The following is a 15,688-nucleotide window of genomic DNA, read 5'->3' on the forward strand; positions in this document are numbered from 1 at the left end:
CGGCGGCGATTGCCCCCGCGACGCTTCCGGCGCCCACGCAGCCGATCAGCAGCGCGAAGCCTTCCTCCCGCAGACCGGCGTCCTTCGCAAGCACGGCGAACAGATTGTCGTACACGAAGATGAGCGCATACGTCAGCCCCATATAGACCATGCCGGCCCGGAGCAGCGGTCTTCCCTTCATATGCGCTATCGCTTGACGCAGAGCCCCGCCTCTGCCGCGTTCCGCCCTTCGCGCTTCCGTTCCCCACCGCGGCAATCCTGCAAGCATGGCGGCAGATAAAGCATACAAGGAGGCGCCTATAACGAACGGCGCGGCTTGCCCCAGCCACAGCGCGGATATCCCGCCCAGCATCGGTCCGACGATCTTGGTCAAATTCGCCGAAATGCCGCTAAGCGAAGTCGCCTGCGCCAGCCGTTCGGCTCCTACCAGCCCTTTCACGGCTTGCTGCCGGACGGGATCGAAGACGGAGCTGACGCTCATCTTGAGGAACACTAGCGCAAGCAATACGGGCAGCGAATCGGCCCATACCATCGCGAATACGATGACGGCGCGCAGCACGTCGCATAGGATCAGTATCGTTTTGCCGCGGAATCTTCGAACCCTGACGCTGGCCCATGGGCCGATGACGACCCACGGAAGCCCGACGCATGCCGAGTAGAGCGCCATCTCCGCGGGGCCGTGCCCCCATGCATACACGATCAGCGTACTGATCGCGACAAAATCCAGCCAATTCGCCAAGTCGGACAGGGTTTGGCCCGTCCATAACCTGCGAAACCCTCGTTCTCTCAACGGCTGCCAAATACGTGCGGCTCCCGGAGCGGAAACTTTCATGACGAAATTCCTCCATCCATATCGTTTCCACTACCGTAACCGTCTATTGTCAGAAGGAGATCAGAGGACCGCCTCTTCGTCAAAAAATTCGCCCAACTGGCGCCTCATCTCGTCTTGGAACTCGTCGAGCCCAATCGAGCGTATGAGCCGCTGCCAATCCCCCTCGAAACGACGGCGCACTCCGTCCCAGCCTCTCTGTCTGGCGAATTCTAGAATCGTGTGCAGCCCGTGCAGAAGGTGTAGGACGAATTGCGACTGTCCCAGCACGGCTACGCCTTGTTCCATGTTTGCCAGGCCGCCGGCGGGATCGGAAGAATAGACGAACAGTCCTTTGAGCAAAAGAAACTGCCCTTCCTCCCGTCTGTACGGGTACCTGCGCAGCTCCTCCTCGGCCTGTTGAAGAGCAAGCCGGCAATCCTCATCCCCTTCCGCATGCAGAGCGTGCGCCAACCTCAGATTGGCATAATAGGGAAACAATCCTTCCCAGCCGCGCTCTCGCGCCTCCGAGATCCGGTTCTCCAGACGCAGCAGCGCCTCCTCGTATTCCTCCCATTCCAGCAGCAGATGAATGATCGTCATCGTCTCCAACTCGTTCTGCCATACCGGCGGCAGCGTTCGATCACGCAGCGCCGCTTCGATGAAGGGACGATTGCCCCCGGGATCGAGGTATTGATACAGATACAGAAGCAGGAACGCCCGATCCTTCAGCGAAGCGGCCTCGGGATCCACAGCGAACCGGACATCGCCCTCCATCGCGCGGATCAGCAAGCCGAAGCCGGGGTCTACGTCGAAGCCGAACATCTCCCTGTTCTTGTATAGCGCAAGCAGCGCGTCCCCGCGACCATATCGCAGGTAAGTATCGGCGACGCCGCGCATGTCTTCGTTGAATGCGGGAAGCCCCAGCAGCGGATTGGCCGATGCCTCCCGCTTCTTGTAGACGAACTTGTAACCCACGCTGCGCACCGTCTCGATGCCGAGCTCCGTCTCCCAGAGTGCAAGCTTCTTCCGCAGCCTGTAAATATGGTCGTCGACCGTTCGGTCCACGGGCGCTTCCATCGTCCACACCGCGTCCAGCAGCTGTTCGCGGCTGAAAGACCGGCTTTCGTGGCGGCATAGGAAGTCCAGCAGCGCGAACTCCTTGGGCAGCAGCGCCACGCTTCTTCCGCGGAAGGACGCTTCCAGCTTGTCTCGATCTAATTGCAACGGTTGCCGCACGGGTCCCATGGAACGCCCTCCTTCTTGCGCAGATAAGTACATCCATTATAGAAAAGGGGCACCCGGGGAGCAACCGCTCCGGTTCTCCTTTCTAACGGACAGGTGAGACGCTAATCCTCGATTATAACGTGTTTCTGAAATCTAACAGACACACGCGACGCTATTCGCACCGTCTGAGCAGCTTTCCTCCATATTGGGGACAAATAGAGGCGCTCCTGTCCGTTAGAATTTGATTATGGAGATAAACAAGCAAATAGCGACGCTCTTGTCCGTTAGATTCTCAACCGGTCCCTTCGTCAGGTATAGCTCTCCTTTCCGTTCGCAATCCCCATCTGACACGTTGCAGTTGCATCATTTCCCAAGCAATAAAAAGAAGCGCACCGCCCGACACGGATACGCTTCTTCTATATGAGGTTTCCCGTCCACGGGGATGGTTTCGATTACTTGGCCGCGTACATGGCTTTCTTTAATTCTTGATTACGCTCGGCGAAAACATCGTTATGGGAAGACACCATGCCGTAGGCATTGGCTTCCGGCGTGATGAACTGCTTTGCCTTGTTGACGGCATTGGCCGCATCGTGGAACGCTCCCGCGATCAGGTGAAGCTTGCCGTCGTGCGCCAGGATGTCGCCCGCGGCATATAGACCCGGCACGGACGTTTCGCTGGAAGAGGAACCCGCGATGCCCCACGCCTCGTGCATCTTGATTTTCACTTCGCTCTTCTCCAGCAGGTCGGAGTCGCGCTCGAAGCCGTGGTTGATAATGACCTCGTCGACCGCGAGCTCCATCTCGGAGCCGTCTTCGTGGTTGTTGATCATGACCGAGCCTATGGCTTCCTGACCCGGCACCGCGATCAGCTTGCCGATCGACGAGTTGAGCAGAACCTCGGCAGAGCTTCTCTTGAGCTTCGACACTTCCGCCTCATGGCCCTTCAGAACTTCCTTCCGGTACGTCAAATACACCTTCTTGGCGATCGGCTCCAGCTCGTTGGCCCAATCGATCGCCGCGTTTCCGCCGCCGGAGATAAGAACAACCTTGTCTCTAAACCGTCCGAGCGACTTGACCGTGTAATGCAGATTGGTGACCTCGAAGCGGTCCGCGCCTTCGATATCCAGCTTAGTCGGCTTAAGGATGCCGCCCCCCACAGCCAGAATGACAGTTCGCGAATAGTGCTCGGCGCCGGAGGAAGTATGCAGAACGAACAGTTCTTCTTCGTTCTTGCTGATGGTCGTTACTTTCTCCCCGGTTACGACTGCCGGCGAGAACGTCAGGCCTTGCTGGACGAGCTGGTCAATCAGCTGCTCGCCGGTAACAGGCGTCAGACCGCCGATGTCCCAGATCATTTTCTCCGGGTAGACATGAACCTTGCCGCCCAGGAATGGCTGGAACTCGATAATTTTCACTTTCATCTCGCGCAGTCCCGCGTAGAACGAGGCATACAAGCCGGCCGGCCCGCCGCCGATCACGGTTACGTCGTATACCGCTTCTGCATCTATTGTCATTGGGCATAACTCCTTAATTAGGATTTCTCTTAAAGGAATCGTACCACAAATATATGAGAATGAAAATCATTACTGAACTTTGGACACAAAAAAGCCGGAAATCGTCCGAGACGACTCCGGCTGCTTCGTGCACCATGTATGTGCTGTTGGCTCTTCTCTAATGGGGATCTCCCTTAGCTAACTGATCCTGGGCGAGGCGTATAAGCTCTTTCACCATGGAGCCCCCGATCCGCCCGCCGATATGTCCGGCTTCCTCGGTCGTCAAATTTCCGTTGCCGTTCGGCTTGAGCGGGACGCCTAGCTCCTTGGCCACCTCGAACTTCACGTTGTCCGGCCGATTCGGGTCCACCTGGTAGCCTTCCCGCTTCATCACTTCCGCCTTGAACACCGCCATTCCTTGCTCGGCTCCGGGCACGGCATACTTTCTTCTTCTCGCCATTGTTCATCGCTCCTTCGCTGGGTACTGTCGATTAGCTATAACATGCCCAGAAAGCGATAAATTAAGCGTTGGCTGTACATTCGAAAAATTAGTACACTTTGATCTCCAGAAGCTCATACCGAATAATGCCCACCGGCGCGTTGACGTTGATGATATCGCCGACCTTCTTGCCCATCAGCTCTTGTCCCAGCGGACTTTCGTACGAAATTTTGTTGTCCGCGACATCCGCTTCCGCAGGCCCCACCACTTGGTAATCAATCTTCTCGTTGAATTCGATATCGTTTAACGTAACGATCGAACCTACGCCGACTTTATCCAGCGCGATGCTTCCCGCATCGACTACCCGCGCAATTTTCAGCATTCTCTCGAGCTGCAGGATGCGCGTCTCCATAAACGCCTGATCGTCCTTGGCGGAATGGTACTCGCTGTTCTCCTTCAGATCGCCGTAGCTGATGGCTACCTTTAGACGCTGTGCCAGTTCCTTGCGTTTGACCGTCTTAAGCTCCTCTAGCTCGTCTTCAATCTTCTTTAAGCCTTCCGCCGTCAGAATCAATTCTTCTTTGCTCATTGCCGCGATCTCCTCTTTCTGCTCTATAATCACGCCTGACTAGCCGGCTGTGTCCTCTCTGTACTGCTTTACAAACTGCTCCCGGCCATTTCGGCCGACGCACTCCTAGTAGTGTACCACATTTCTACTTGGGTGCGGTTATGCTCGCTCGCTTTCTGGTGCTGACCCTAACCCAGTTTCTTGTCTTGGGTATTATAATCGCAAAGTTCTTAACCTTTCTCAGGTCGATAAAAACATTTTGCCCTCTAGACATCGGGAGCTAATTGTTTTACGATGCTGTGTAGAGACGAAGAACGTCCCGTACCAGCCTTAGACGGCTTACGGGGCGTTTTTTTATTTTCCACGGGAGGCGGTGCGCCTATGAATTTCGACCAAGCACATACACAATTTGTCAAGCAGCACCTGTCGGCTAGGTCCGGCGAAAGACGTGACAGACTAGAAAGGGGGCATCGGCATGCCGAGACCTTGTTTCTGCGTCAAATTTGGTGGCTGCTTCGCGGCCATTTCGAACATCTGCATCCTGAGTACGAGGTTCCGGATTGGCGAGGGCGATCCTATTTTGCCGATTTTGCCTGGCTGCCCGGCTTCATCAAACTAATCATTGAAATTAAGGGATACGCCACCCATGTCCAAGATATGGACCGGAGGAAATTCTGCAACGAACTGAATCGCGAAACGTTCTTAAGAGCCATGGGCTATCAGGTTATCTCGTTCTCATACGACGATGTGGAGCAGCGGCCGGACTTATGCCTGACTTTGCTGCGTTTGCTTATCGGCCAATATGAGACGGGACAAGTCCCGGTCTCCCGAACGCTGCTGGCCGAGAAGGAGGTCCTACGATTGGCTATGCAGTCGTCGGCACCAATCAGGCTTATTGATGTCGCTCGACACTTTGACATCGATAACAAGTCGGCGATGCGAATGCTGCGAAGTCTTTCAGCCGACGGCTGGCTGATCCCAGCGTATAGCGGAGCTAAGCAGCGAATCGTTCGATATGAGCTTGCGCCTCATGCTGTAAATTATTTTTTGTAAGCGCGCGGCTGGTGTATGTGTGCCCCAATTTGGGCTTACTGAGGGACTTGGGGAGGTAATTGAGAAGCTAATTGGGATGGTGCTTGGATTGGTGCTTGGATTGGTGCTTGGATTGGTGCTTGGATTGGTGCTTGGGTTGGTGCTTTGGGAGATGAGATGTAAATTACAAATGTACGGTTCCGCTTCCGGCCGCGCTCGTTTAACGGTTAACACGAGGAAATAGGAGGATTTTCTCCCTCTAATTCGCCAGATTTCGTAATATTTTGTAGTTTAAAAGGATTTCCTCCCATTAATCAACATCTTTCAACTCACATTTGGTCTATTCGCCGTATTTATAGGGAGGTTTTCCTATTAATTACTTTAATCAGAATTATGAATCAGTATTTAGAGGGCGTTTTTCCCATTAAACCATAATGATTGGCCGCTTCGGAAACGAGGTTATATGATTCTTCAGACGTCAGACCGCTGGCCACGAATAACGAGTTCATCTGAGGGTATTATGGGGACCTTCATCATGTAATAGCAGTGCATACCCAACTGCTCTTTCTATGCCTAGCGCCTAGCCAACTAGTTGTCATCCTTGAAGTAAAATATTGTTACGAGCTCTTACATGGGTCAGCAGGTATGATGCAATATTATGAAATGTTGTGGAATATCACCAAGTAGTGCAATAAACGAATTTCATTGTTTCCCACATAACTTTGTATTACTTCATAATACGAACTATTTTTGTTGATGATTTAAGGACACATGGGGCTTCCCGATGAATTTCGGATGAATATGCCGAGTATTACAAAGAGCCTCCTAATATGACCAAGTGTTATCCCGTAACACTAAATCGTTATGATTATACAAGGTTTTTAGTGTTACTAAGTACTGCAATAGGGTGCGTTGAGGCGCGAAGCAATGTGAAGCAAGGCTGCGCAAGCGAAGCTATGTGAAGCTATATGAAGCTATCCAAGCTATGCAAGCTATGCAAGCTACGCAATGCAATGCAAGACTATGCGAAGCAAGCTATACGAAGCAATGCAAGGCTATGCGATGCAAGCTATGCAAGCTATACAAAGCAGTGCAAAGCTATGCGATGCAAGCTATGCGAAGCTATGCAAGCTACGCGAAGCAATGCAAGGCTATGCGAATGTTTCGAGCTGCTGGCTTCTGCTTGCTCCATTGTTTCTCAGAGTCCGTACGGGCAGGGTGACCTTCTCTCTACCGCCCCTCGCTCCCGATTCACTACGTCCCGTTTTCCAGCACAGGCGAGTCAAATTTCTTCTGCCGACCCTATCCTAAGGTGGATCGAGTTGTTCAATAAGTCCCCAAAATAAAAAGGTCGGACGAGAAAACGCAAGGTTTTTCGTCCAACCTTTTTGTGCATCAGCTTTTGCAGGAATGCATCGAGGCGGAGGCCCGCCAAGCGCTACCGCTCTCCTTCAGCTCCAAGCCTCGACATCTTCCTCATCTACTTCTTCTTCCGCCGCATTAGCCGACAATTCATCGACTTCGTCGTCTACTGCACTTGCAGCTGCCGGCGATTCATCCGCTGCCGACGCGGCAGCCAACTGACGCGCTGCGATAAAGGCGGCCTGAATGGCCTCGTCGCTGGCACCCGACATTGCCAGGTACCGCATAATTGCAGCTTCGCCGGAATCAGACTCCATCGGCCATCGTATACCATCTGCCTGTTCGCCGGCGCTTGGCGCTGCCCGCTTCTGCGCCTCATCTACCGCGCCTTCATCCATCATTGCACGCGCCGTCGATGTTTCCCGCCATGCCGCGTTATGCCGGGTATCATGTGCCGCCCCTGACTCCAAGCCTTGCAATCCCTTCCGTTCCACAGGGACGCAGGTCTGCAGATTGCGAACGCCGTTCGCTGCGACCTCCCTCTCTACCAGATAACGCAGCGAGTCCATCAGATTGCTCTGCGCGTTGATCCATGCCATGACGAATGCATTTTCGTTTTTGCGCGTCTTCAAGCTAATATTGTCGCCCGGCTGCTTGGTCTTTTTCATCATGTTGCACCTGCCTGTCCCCTATGTTGGCGTCGCCCGCCTTCCTCCCCGCCTATGCCGGCTGGACCATCTTCTGCTTAAGCGCCTCGTAGATCTTGCCCCGGACAAAAGCGTCGAGACCCATCGCGTTCATTTTGACCGCGTAGTCGGATGGCACGTACAGCAGCAGAATTTCCCGTTCGTCGCACAGCTCCTTCAGATACGGATACAGCACGGTCCGCATCAATATGCTGCCGCCGCCGTAGACGCAGATCAGATCAACCTCGTTGCGCGCCTTGGTCAGCTGGCGTTTTGCCTGCTGCACGATTTGTTTCACCTGGCTCTCCAGCGACCGCTTCAGCGTGTTCAAGGCTCTTGCATGGTACTTATGCTTCGGATTTTTGAGCACGTCGCTGAAAAATTGACGCGGACTATCGGGCAGATGGATCTGCCGGTTAAACTCCGGCAGCGCCTCCTCGATGGCATATCCGGCGCCGTGATGGCTGCCATGCACGAATTGACGAAGGAACTTGTTCCCTTCGGTGATGGGGTATTCCGTGGATCCGTCCCCGATATCGATGTGCAGTATTTTTTTGTCCTTGAAGTAGCTCCCGTTAAACTTGTTTTCCATCCCGTACGATTCCGAGAAGTGGTCAAACAGTTCTCCCTGCCGCCAATTCCCCTCCGCATCCTTCTGCAGCGTAAAGATGACCGGCGTCGCCTCCGGCACCACCTTTACAAACGGGAAACTTAGCTTGACCGATACGCGGTGAGTGCCGAGATGCACCGTTACATGATGGACCCCCGACATGAACCGCCGCTCGAATCTCGCCGCAGACTCATCCGTATGCTGCGTCACCGGCAGCGCCGTCGCCATATCGACCTCCACCTCAAGAGGCTCCATAATGGAGCCGCTCTCCTCATAAGCCTTTTGCACGGCAACCGCGGCGATTTGAGCGAGCGTATTGACAATGGGCAGGTCCATGTCGCTTTTCATATCGATGCCGATCTGAATATTGTCGATCACCTCGCCGCTCTCCAGCGCAAACTTGCCGATATAATACATGCCGGGCCTGACGGCCGGCGAATCGATCGTCACCACAAGCTGCTCCTGCAGCCCCTTCACGAAGCTCTCCGGCGCCTGCTCCTCCCGCCATGGCAGCCCGTCCACTCTGCAATTGACGTTCGGCTGCATGATCAAGCGCCCGTCCACGATCAGATCATGCTCGCTGTTCCCATTATCGTTGCCTACGAAGAAATGATAGTTCATGACCGTTTTCCTCCTCAGGAATAAATATCGCGCCCGTTTGGCGCTTCCGCGTACAGTTGTCCATTGGCCTGGCTGCCGCCGTTCGGCAATCCTTAGTCATACTTTGCCATACTGAGCCCTGGCCTTACATCTAGCGGAGGTCATGTAGGTCCATTAATGTTTTTTCATGAAAAAATGTCGATACAGAACGTTTGTAGGAAGGATTTCTCCTATCGGCGGTTTCTGCAAGGCCGCACTTGCTTCGCAGGCCCTATCCGTTCGGACGAGCACCTGACCAGGGGCCTAAGACAGTCGAATCCGGCTGTCCTAATGTGGCAGCTCTCTCAGAGCAACTACACCATTTGACGCCTGCTCCAGTCGTACTCGATCATGTCCAGCATCACTTCCACCCTTTCCTATCATTGAAAAAAAGCCCCCTCCCTCCGAGCAGCTCGGAGAGAGAAGGGGCATCAGGACGCCTGTCGCATCCAGCGTCATTCGTTTATGATATTCGCGTCGGGCGACTTATCGGCTACTAGATTGAGCTTTATGCCATGCTCGAGATACGCCTTCAATCCCGACAATACGAACGTAAAGCCTTGCGTAGCATCCATCGCCTGCTCCAGCAGCTCGTCCGCCGTCCCTTCGAAACCGTCGTTGACGATCGTGACAAACGTCTCGTTCTCGCCCCGCGCAACGAACGTCCACTCCACGCGGGTTCCCCAATCGATGACGATGCGGCTGTTCTGCTCAACGGCAAGGACGTCGATATCCGCCCCTACGCCATACATCTCCCAATCCCAGCGCACTTTGGCGCCGCTCTCCAGCTTGCCGCTGCCTTTCGTGAACCAGAACTTGGTCGTCACTTCGGGATCGACGAAAGCCCGAAACACCTCTTGCACAGGTCTGCGAATCAACATCTCCGCGCGAACGACGGGCGGCTTACCAAGCGTATTCGACATGCTGCTTCCTCCTTGGACAAGACGAGAATATAATCATTGCCTAGATGATATCATAACCGCTCCCCGCGCCAAAAGAGTTTTCCTCATCGCATTCACGCCTAAAGCGGGACCAGCTTGTCGGCGCCCTCCGCATAACGATAAGTACGCATCGTTTGAGGCGATTCCTCGCCCCCAGACAAAGACAATCCGAATAATCCCGTCGTCGGGTCGTAAGACACCGTAACCCCTGTACCCGCTCCTAGCAGCTCGCGAATGCCGGCATAATACAGCTCGTTGTTCCGTTCCTTGAACACATAGATCTGGTTGCCCCTGCCGGACACCGCGATCAGTTCCTCGACGCCGTCGCCGTCCAGATCGCGCTCGTGCATGGCGGGATAGTGGAAGGTGAGGAATGTCTCCAGGCCGTCTTCCTTCTTCCGCAGGTACCACGTCGTTATACCGATGCCGTCGATATGACCTTGCGCCGATATTTTCAGCATATCCTGGCCAAACAACCGCACCGTCTCATGATTGAAGCCGAAGGAATGTCCCATCCCCCAGGAATAGATACGCTCCGGTCCCGTGAACGCGTCGTACGTGAAGCCAAAATATTCCTCATCGGCCGGCAGCTCGGGAAGCCGCAACTCGGCACTATTTATCGTATACCTCAACAAGGTCCCGACTCCATCCCATGGCTTGCTGTCCAGCAGCGTAATGTCGTCATAGGTTAACGTCTCGATCACGTTTCTCCCCGGACTGCCAATGGGGTGCGCACTATTGCCGAGTCCCGGCAGCAGCTCCGGTGAACTCGACATAATGGCATCGCCTCTCTCAAGCCGTTCGCCCTCCAGCAATCCGTACGCGACAGCGATCTCACCCCCGGACGTCCTTATCTTGCGCTCTCCCAAAAAACCAGCCGAAGCAGTCCGCGGGTCTTTCATTTCGCCAGCCCGCCAGCCGCCATCTTGCAACGTCGAGACCAGAAACAACGCGGCTGCCCCTATCGCTGCGGCGGCCATCGCCCTCCGCAGCAGTTGCCTGATGCCGCCGGCTCCCTTTCCCTTGTACGCAGACGCCCCATCCGCACTCCGAAGCACCGTACGTTTCATCTCCTCCGTAAATCCCTCTCCAGCCATCCTTGCCAATCCCTGCCGCCTCGCGGTATCGTACCAATCCGGCTTCCGTTCATTCACCTTTCATCCCTCCTCTTCCGCTTTTGCCGCCATCGAGTACTTGTCTTCGCTTCCACGTAGGGCATCGTCGTCATGCCGTCCCCTCCTTCAGTGCCTTCTCCACCGCCTTGCGGGCCCGGCTTAGCCGAGACTTAACGGTGCCTTCCGATACGTCCAGCAGCTTCGCCATCTCCGCCATCGGGAGACCATGCTCCAGATCAAGAACCAGCGCCTCGCGCAACTTGACGGACAACCCCATAATGATGGTCCAAAGATCCCTCTCCCCCTGCTTGTCCAGATAAGCCGATTCTGCCGATGCGCCTTCTCCTCCGGGATGCACCCGCTCAAACAGCAGAATGCGCCGAAGATAGGCAGACTTCCGTTCGTTGATGGCAAGGTTGCGGGTGATCGACAGCAGCCAGGTTTTCATGGATGATTGTCCCCGAAAAGAATGGAACTTCTGGTAGGCGCGAATGAACACCTCCTGAGAGATGTCGCAAGCCAGCTCGCGATTGCGCGTCATCGCGTACGCATACCGCCATACCTCGTCGCCGTATTCGTCCATGAGCCGACCCAAGTCCAACTTGTCGATTGACTCGATATGGGCCATATACCGGAGATCCATGTTCATACTCGCCCCCTCTACTCTATTAGACAAGAGAATGCCTCTCCCGGTTCCCCTCGCGACAAAATAATTGGCGAGAAATGACTAAAACAATCCCAATTATGGAAAACTCCATATACTTCGACTTCCAGACCCGGCAAAGGAGGCCTCCATGCTATCATCCGTCATTTCTTATTTCCCCACATGGGATGTATGGCTCCAGGCCGCCATCGCGTGCCTCGTACCTATCGTGGCCAGTTTCGTATACAAGAAAACTTACTCTCTTGCAGGCAAAGGACGAAATCCCAACACCGCAGAGAACAAAAAGGATCCCGATCCCCCCGCACCCAATAACTCGCCATTTAGCGGAGACTACGCAACCGATCTCGCTACTATTCGCGAGCGTATCGGCGGCAACAGCGATCTATGTTCTCGAGAGTTTCGAATGGCGAAGCTGAACGTCCGTGCAACGCTGTTCTTTGTGACTGGCATGCAGAACGACCGGGTGCTCGACCTTCAGTTGATGGAGTTTCTTATGTTCGAAGCCGGCGCGGACGTGTATGCCGAACCGGAGCGGCTGCATGATCAACTTCCCTTTAATAATCTCTTCGAAGCCCCTAGCCTCGACAGCTTCAATCGATCGGTGCTGTTCGGATATACCGGACTGCTGATCGAGGGTCAGCCGAGCGGCTTGCTGATCGAATGCCCGGACGGAGCCAATCGCGCAGTTCAGGAGCCCTTGTCCGAGGGGCTGTTGCGGGGGCCCCGGCTTAGCTTCACCGAGATGCTGAGCGTGAATACGTCGATGCTGCGTCGGCAAGGCCTCAGCGAACAGTTAGAAATCAAGACCTTTCAGGTAGGCACCCGGCTGCAGAAGGATCTCGCCCTGGCCTACATCAAGGATATCGTCAATCCGGACCTGCTGGAGGAGGTTAAGGCCCGCATTCAGAAAATGGACTTCGACTTTATCGCGGAATCGGGTTATATCGAGGAGCTGATCGAGGATAACTACCTAAGTCCCTTCCAACAGCTCCAGAATACCGAACGGCCTGACCGGGTTATCGCCGCCATGCTGGAGGGACGGATCGCGATACTGCTGGACGGAACGCCGTTCGTCCTCATCGCGCCCGCTACGTTTAGCATGCTGCTGCAGTCTCCAGAGGACTACTACGAGCGCTGGCTGCCCAGCTCGCTGCTGCGAATGCTGCGTTTTGCCGCCGCGTTTATGGCGCTGATGGCCCCGTCGCTCTACATCTCGTTTATCTCGTTCCACCCGGGCCTGATCCCCACGGAGCTGGCATTGTCCATCATCGAGGCGCGGCAGGGAGTACCCTTCCCGTCTCTAATCGAAGTGCTTATCCTGGAAGTCTCCATCGAGATTCTTCGGGAAGCCGGCATCCGATTGCCCAAACCCGTCGGCCCGGCGATGGGCATCGTCGGCGGTCTTATTATCGGAGACGCGGCCGTGCAAGCAGGCCTCGTCAGCCCGTTCCTGGTCATTGTCGTAGCCGTCACGGCCATCTCATCCTTCTCCATTCCGAGCTACAGCGCAGGCATAACGCTGCGGCTGCTGCGTTTCGTCGGTATGATATTTGCGGCGTTTCTGGGCATGTTCGGTACGATTCTGTTCTTCCTGCTGCTCTGCAGTCATCTGACGAAATTAAAAAGCTTCGGCGTTCCTTATCTGACTCCGGTATCGCCATTCCGGCCCCGGGACTGGAAGGATCTCTTCTTCCGCGCGCCGCGCGCCTTGATGAAGCGAAGACCGGCCATGATGAAGACGCAAGACGATAAACGCAAATCGTAACTCTGGGAGGAGGTCTCTACTTGTTCATTCGCACCGACGATCGAATCACCACCTCGCAAGCTATTGTCTTCATGACGAACACTATATTGGGCGCAGGCATATTGACCATGCCGCGAAACGTCACGCAAGCGACCAAGACGCCGGATGCATGGGTGGCCGTTCTCTTGGGAGGGATCATCGTCATTCCCGTCATTCTGCTTATGGTCAAGCTGTCTCAACAGTTCCCCGGACAGACGATCTTCCAGTACGCCAACCGAATCGTAGGCAGGCTGCCCGGCAAAGCGTTCTGCCTGCTTCTCGTCTGCTACTTCCTGATTATTGCCGGCTTCGAAATCCGTTCACTGGCCGAGGTCACGCTGTTTTTCCTGCTTGAAGGAACACCTATTTGGGCAGTCGTGCTGCCCTTTATCTGGGTAGGCGCCTATCTGGTCAGCGGGGGTATCAATGCCATTGCGAGGGTGTATCAGATCGTCTTCCCCATCTCTATGTTCGTATTGCTCATTTCCTTTGCGGTCAGTTCTCGCGTGTTCGACATCGATAATCTGCGTCCGGTTCTCGGAGACGGTTTTATTCCCGTCCTTGCAGGCTTGAGGGCAACTATTCCGGTCTTTGTGGGCTACGAAGTCATTCTAACGCTGGTCGCCTTCATGGAGAATCCGCGTCAAGCCGCCAAAGCTATGATCGGGGGTCTTGCCATTCTGCTTGCCGTCTATCTGATAACCGTGATCTTTGTAGTAGGCGGCATATCCATCGATTCTGCCATGACCAGCACCTGGCCGACCCTCGATCTCATTCGCAGCTTCGAGATAAGCGGATTTTTCGTGGAACGGCTGGAATTTCCGTTAATGGTTATCTGGCTTATGCAGATGTTCTGCAGTTTCTGCAGTTTCTTTTTCCAGTCTTCCCTGGGCGTAGCCCAAATTTTTAATCTGTCCTACCAACCGGTCATCTTTGCCATGGTTCCGATCATCCTGTTGTCCACCATGGTCCCCAAAAGTCTGCAAGACCTGTTGCTCCTTGGGGATATGATCGGCATGATGAACATCAGCTTGTTCCTTCTGCTGGTGCTGCTCACGGTGGTCTGGCTGATTCGCACGAAGGGAATGAAACAGCATGTCTAGCCCGCGCAAGCTTGTCCTCCTAACTTTGTTTCTCTCCGCCATTCTTGTCATGCCGACCGGATGCTGGAGCAGCAAGGAAATCGAGGATGTGGCCCTGTTTACCGGCATTGCCTTGGACAAGGGACAACCCGCGCCGATCGAAAAAGAATTCGAATCCAAGGGCGCAACCTATTCGAAACGGAATAAAGTAATGGCTACCCTTCAGTTGGTGCCCTTCAAATCCCAAAAAAAACAGGGCAAAAAACAGAACGACCAGAAATCCACTTTTCTGAATATATCAGGAAGCGGAGACTCTATCCTGGAGATTCTTCGACAATTTTCCATTCGTTTGGACCGGCCCCTTATGGGACATCATCTCAAGGTAATCATCATCTCCGTCGATTTGCTGCGCAAACAATCGATCGAGCAGTTGACGGATTTCTTGCTGCGCGATAACGAAATTCGTCCCAGCACTCTAGTTTATGTAAGCCAAGGACCAGCGAGGGAAACCTTAATGTCCAAGAAGCTAAATGAAGTTCCTTCGTTCCATCTTTCCAAAGCAGTGAGAAATCGGTCGAGGACCAGCAAAGTACTGAAACCGATCACATTGAGCCGATTGGATTCGCTGACACACTCCAAAAAAAGCTTCGTCCTGCAGACGCTCGTAACAGGCGGCGGCGAACTGGAGCTGTCTGGTGCTAGCATAATTAACGGCTCCACCGGGCAATGGATCGGTTCCTTAAATCAAGAGAACACAGAATGTCTGGCCTGGCTGTCCGGCGATCGTAATGCGGGAGTGATTAAGACCGATGATTGGAACGGAGAGACGATTACTTACGAAATAAAGTCCTTGCGCAGCAAGATCACGCCTCAAGTAAAAGGAGACCAAATTTCATTTCAGGTCGAAATCCATACGCTAGGGCGACTCATCGAGACATGGGACGAGCAGTCTCATCCGACAACGAATGATTACGCAAACGCGCTCGACAAGCGGCTCGAGGACAAACTCGCTGCAATGATGGAGGAGCTGATGGTTAAGCTGCAATCGAAATACAAAAGCGACGTTGCCGGCTTCGGTCGAAGATTGGCGATCGAGAATCCCGCCGCATGGAAGAAAGTCAAAGAGGATTGGGACAACGTGTTCAGCCGTTCGGAGATCACGTTCGCCATTAAGGTAAGGATCAACGATTTCGGTTCTTTTACAGAGGATTGACAGGATGCTGCGACCCTCTGTTCCTC

The 15,688-nt window shown here is 54.2% G+C and carries 14 protein-coding genes; 4 read left to right on the plus strand and 10 right to left on the minus strand.

The annotated features are described in order from the left end of the window. The 5 genes from PAT3040_RS09845 to greA all read right to left on the minus strand — a co-directional run. Window positions 1-832, minus strand: an 832-nt coding sequence (locus tag PAT3040_RS09845; RefSeq protein WP_108992483.1) for an MFS transporter, incomplete at its 3' end; no start/stop codon positions are given. Window positions 833-892: 60 nt separating this feature from the next. Next, the gene (locus PAT3040_RS09850; protein WP_181376535.1) at window positions 893-2,056 is read right to left on the minus strand and encodes a winged helix-turn-helix domain-containing protein; all 1,164 of its coding nucleotides are present in this window, start codon (window positions 2,054-2,056) and stop codon (window positions 893-895) included. Between the two features lie 431 nt (window positions 2,057-2,487). Continuing rightward, window positions 2,488-3,549: an NAD(P)/FAD-dependent oxidoreductase gene (locus tag PAT3040_RS09855; protein WP_373863935.1), complete on the minus strand. Its 1,062-nt coding sequence runs from the start codon at window positions 3,547-3,549 to the stop codon at window positions 2,488-2,490. Between the two features lie 157 nt (window positions 3,550-3,706). Beyond that, window positions 3,707-3,988, minus strand: coding sequence for an alpha/beta-type small acid-soluble spore protein (locus PAT3040_RS09860; RefSeq protein WP_108992485.1), 282 nt, complete (start codon window positions 3,986-3,988; stop codon window positions 3,707-3,709). Between the two features lie 88 nt (window positions 3,989-4,076). Continuing rightward, window positions 4,077-4,556, minus strand: coding sequence for a transcription elongation factor GreA (greA, locus tag PAT3040_RS09865; protein ID WP_108992486.1), 480 nt, complete (start codon window positions 4,554-4,556; stop codon window positions 4,077-4,079). Between the two features lie 360 nt (window positions 4,557-4,916). Between greA and PAT3040_RS09870 the strand changes: the two genes are divergently transcribed. Further along, window positions 4,917-5,588, plus strand: coding sequence for a DUF559 domain-containing protein (locus PAT3040_RS09870; RefSeq protein WP_087568197.1), 672 nt, complete (start codon window positions 4,917-4,919; stop codon window positions 5,586-5,588). Between the two features lie 1,430 nt (window positions 5,589-7,018). Here PAT3040_RS09870 and PAT3040_RS36910 read toward each other — a convergent pair. The 5 genes from PAT3040_RS36910 to PAT3040_RS09895 form a co-directional block, all read right to left on the minus strand. Then, window positions 7,019-7,600: a hypothetical protein gene (locus tag PAT3040_RS36910; protein WP_181376536.1), complete on the minus strand. Its 582-nt coding sequence runs from the start codon at window positions 7,598-7,600 to the stop codon at window positions 7,019-7,021. Between the two features lie 49 nt (window positions 7,601-7,649). After that, on the minus strand, window positions 7,650-8,846 hold the full coding sequence (locus PAT3040_RS09880; RefSeq protein ID WP_108992487.1) for a ParM/StbA family protein: 1,197 nt from the start codon (window positions 8,844-8,846) through the stop codon (window positions 7,650-7,652). A 473-nt stretch (window positions 8,847-9,319) separates the two neighbouring features. Beyond that, on the minus strand, window positions 9,320-9,787 hold the full coding sequence (locus PAT3040_RS09885; RefSeq protein ID WP_108992488.1) for an SRPBCC family protein: 468 nt from the start codon (window positions 9,785-9,787) through the stop codon (window positions 9,320-9,322). Between the two features lie 98 nt (window positions 9,788-9,885). Then, the gene (locus PAT3040_RS09890) at window positions 9,886-10,959 is read right to left on the minus strand and encodes a hypothetical protein (protein WP_108992489.1); all 1,074 of its coding nucleotides are present in this window, start codon (window positions 10,957-10,959) and stop codon (window positions 9,886-9,888) included. 70 nt (window positions 10,960-11,029) lie between these two features. After that, window positions 11,030-11,596 carry an RNA polymerase sigma factor gene (locus tag PAT3040_RS09895; RefSeq protein WP_258234918.1) on the minus strand — a complete coding sequence of 189 codons (567 nt, stop codon included), beginning with the start codon at window positions 11,594-11,596 and terminating at the stop codon, window positions 11,030-11,032. Window positions 11,597-11,714: 118 nt separating this feature from the next. Here PAT3040_RS09895 and PAT3040_RS09900 point away from each other — a divergent pair, with 118 nt between their 5' ends. From PAT3040_RS09900 to PAT3040_RS09910, 3 genes are read left to right on the plus strand one after another with little or no spacing between them, the layout of a single operon-like run. Then, window positions 11,715-13,349 (plus strand): spore germination protein, encoded by a 1,635-nt coding sequence (locus PAT3040_RS09900; RefSeq protein ID WP_108992490.1) that lies wholly within the window; start codon window positions 11,715-11,717, stop codon window positions 13,347-13,349. Between the two features lie 20 nt (window positions 13,350-13,369). Next, on the plus strand, window positions 13,370-14,470 hold the full coding sequence (locus tag PAT3040_RS09905; RefSeq protein ID WP_108992491.1) for a GerAB/ArcD/ProY family transporter: 1,101 nt from the start codon (window positions 13,370-13,372) through the stop codon (window positions 14,468-14,470). Continuing rightward, the gene (locus tag PAT3040_RS09910) at window positions 14,463-15,662 is read left to right on the plus strand and encodes a Ger(x)C family spore germination protein (protein WP_108992492.1); all 1,200 of its coding nucleotides are present in this window, start codon (window positions 14,463-14,465) and stop codon (window positions 15,660-15,662) included. Before PAT3040_RS09905 ends, PAT3040_RS09910 begins: the two co-directional genes overlap by 8 nt. Window positions 15,663-15,688: the final 26 nt, after the last annotated feature.

Source organism: Paenibacillus agaridevorans (assembly GCF_003112455.1).
Taxonomy (GTDB): Bacteria; Bacillota; Bacilli; order Paenibacillales; family Paenibacillaceae; genus Pristimantibacillus; species Pristimantibacillus agaridevorans.

Bases quoted from the DNA above. Each gene is read 5' to 3' on its own strand.
- PAT3040_RS09850 (WP_181376535.1), bottom strand. From the start codon at position 2,056: ATGGGACCCGTGCGGCAACCGTTGCAATTAGATCGAGACAAGCTGGAA.
- PAT3040_RS09855 (WP_373863935.1), bottom strand. From the start codon at position 3,549: ATGACAATAGATGCAGAAGCGGTATACGACGTAACCGTGATCGGCGGC.
- PAT3040_RS09860 (WP_108992485.1), bottom strand. From the start codon at position 3,988: ATGGCGAGAAGAAGAAAGTATGCCGTGCCCGGAGCCGAGCAAGGAATG.
- greA (WP_108992486.1), bottom strand. From the start codon at position 4,556: ATGAGCAAAGAAGAATTGATTCTGACGGCGGAAGGCTTAAAGAAGATT.
- PAT3040_RS09870 (WP_087568197.1), top strand. From the start codon at position 4,917: ATGAATTTCGACCAAGCACATACACAATTTGTCAAGCAGCACCTGTCG.
- PAT3040_RS36910 (WP_181376536.1), bottom strand. From the start codon at position 7,600: ATGATGAAAAAGACCAAGCAGCCGGGCGACAATATTAGCTTGAAGACG.
- PAT3040_RS09880 (WP_108992487.1), bottom strand. From the start codon at position 8,846: ATGAACTATCATTTCTTCGTAGGCAACGATAATGGGAACAGCGAGCAT.
- PAT3040_RS09885 (WP_108992488.1), bottom strand. From the start codon at position 9,787: ATGTCGAATACGCTTGGTAAGCCGCCCGTCGTTCGCGCGGAGATGTTG.
- PAT3040_RS09900 (WP_108992490.1), top strand. From the start codon at position 11,715: ATGCTATCATCCGTCATTTCTTATTTCCCCACATGGGATGTATGGCTC.
- PAT3040_RS09910 (WP_108992492.1), top strand. From the start codon at position 14,463: ATGTCTAGCCCGCGCAAGCTTGTCCTCCTAACTTTGTTTCTCTCCGCC.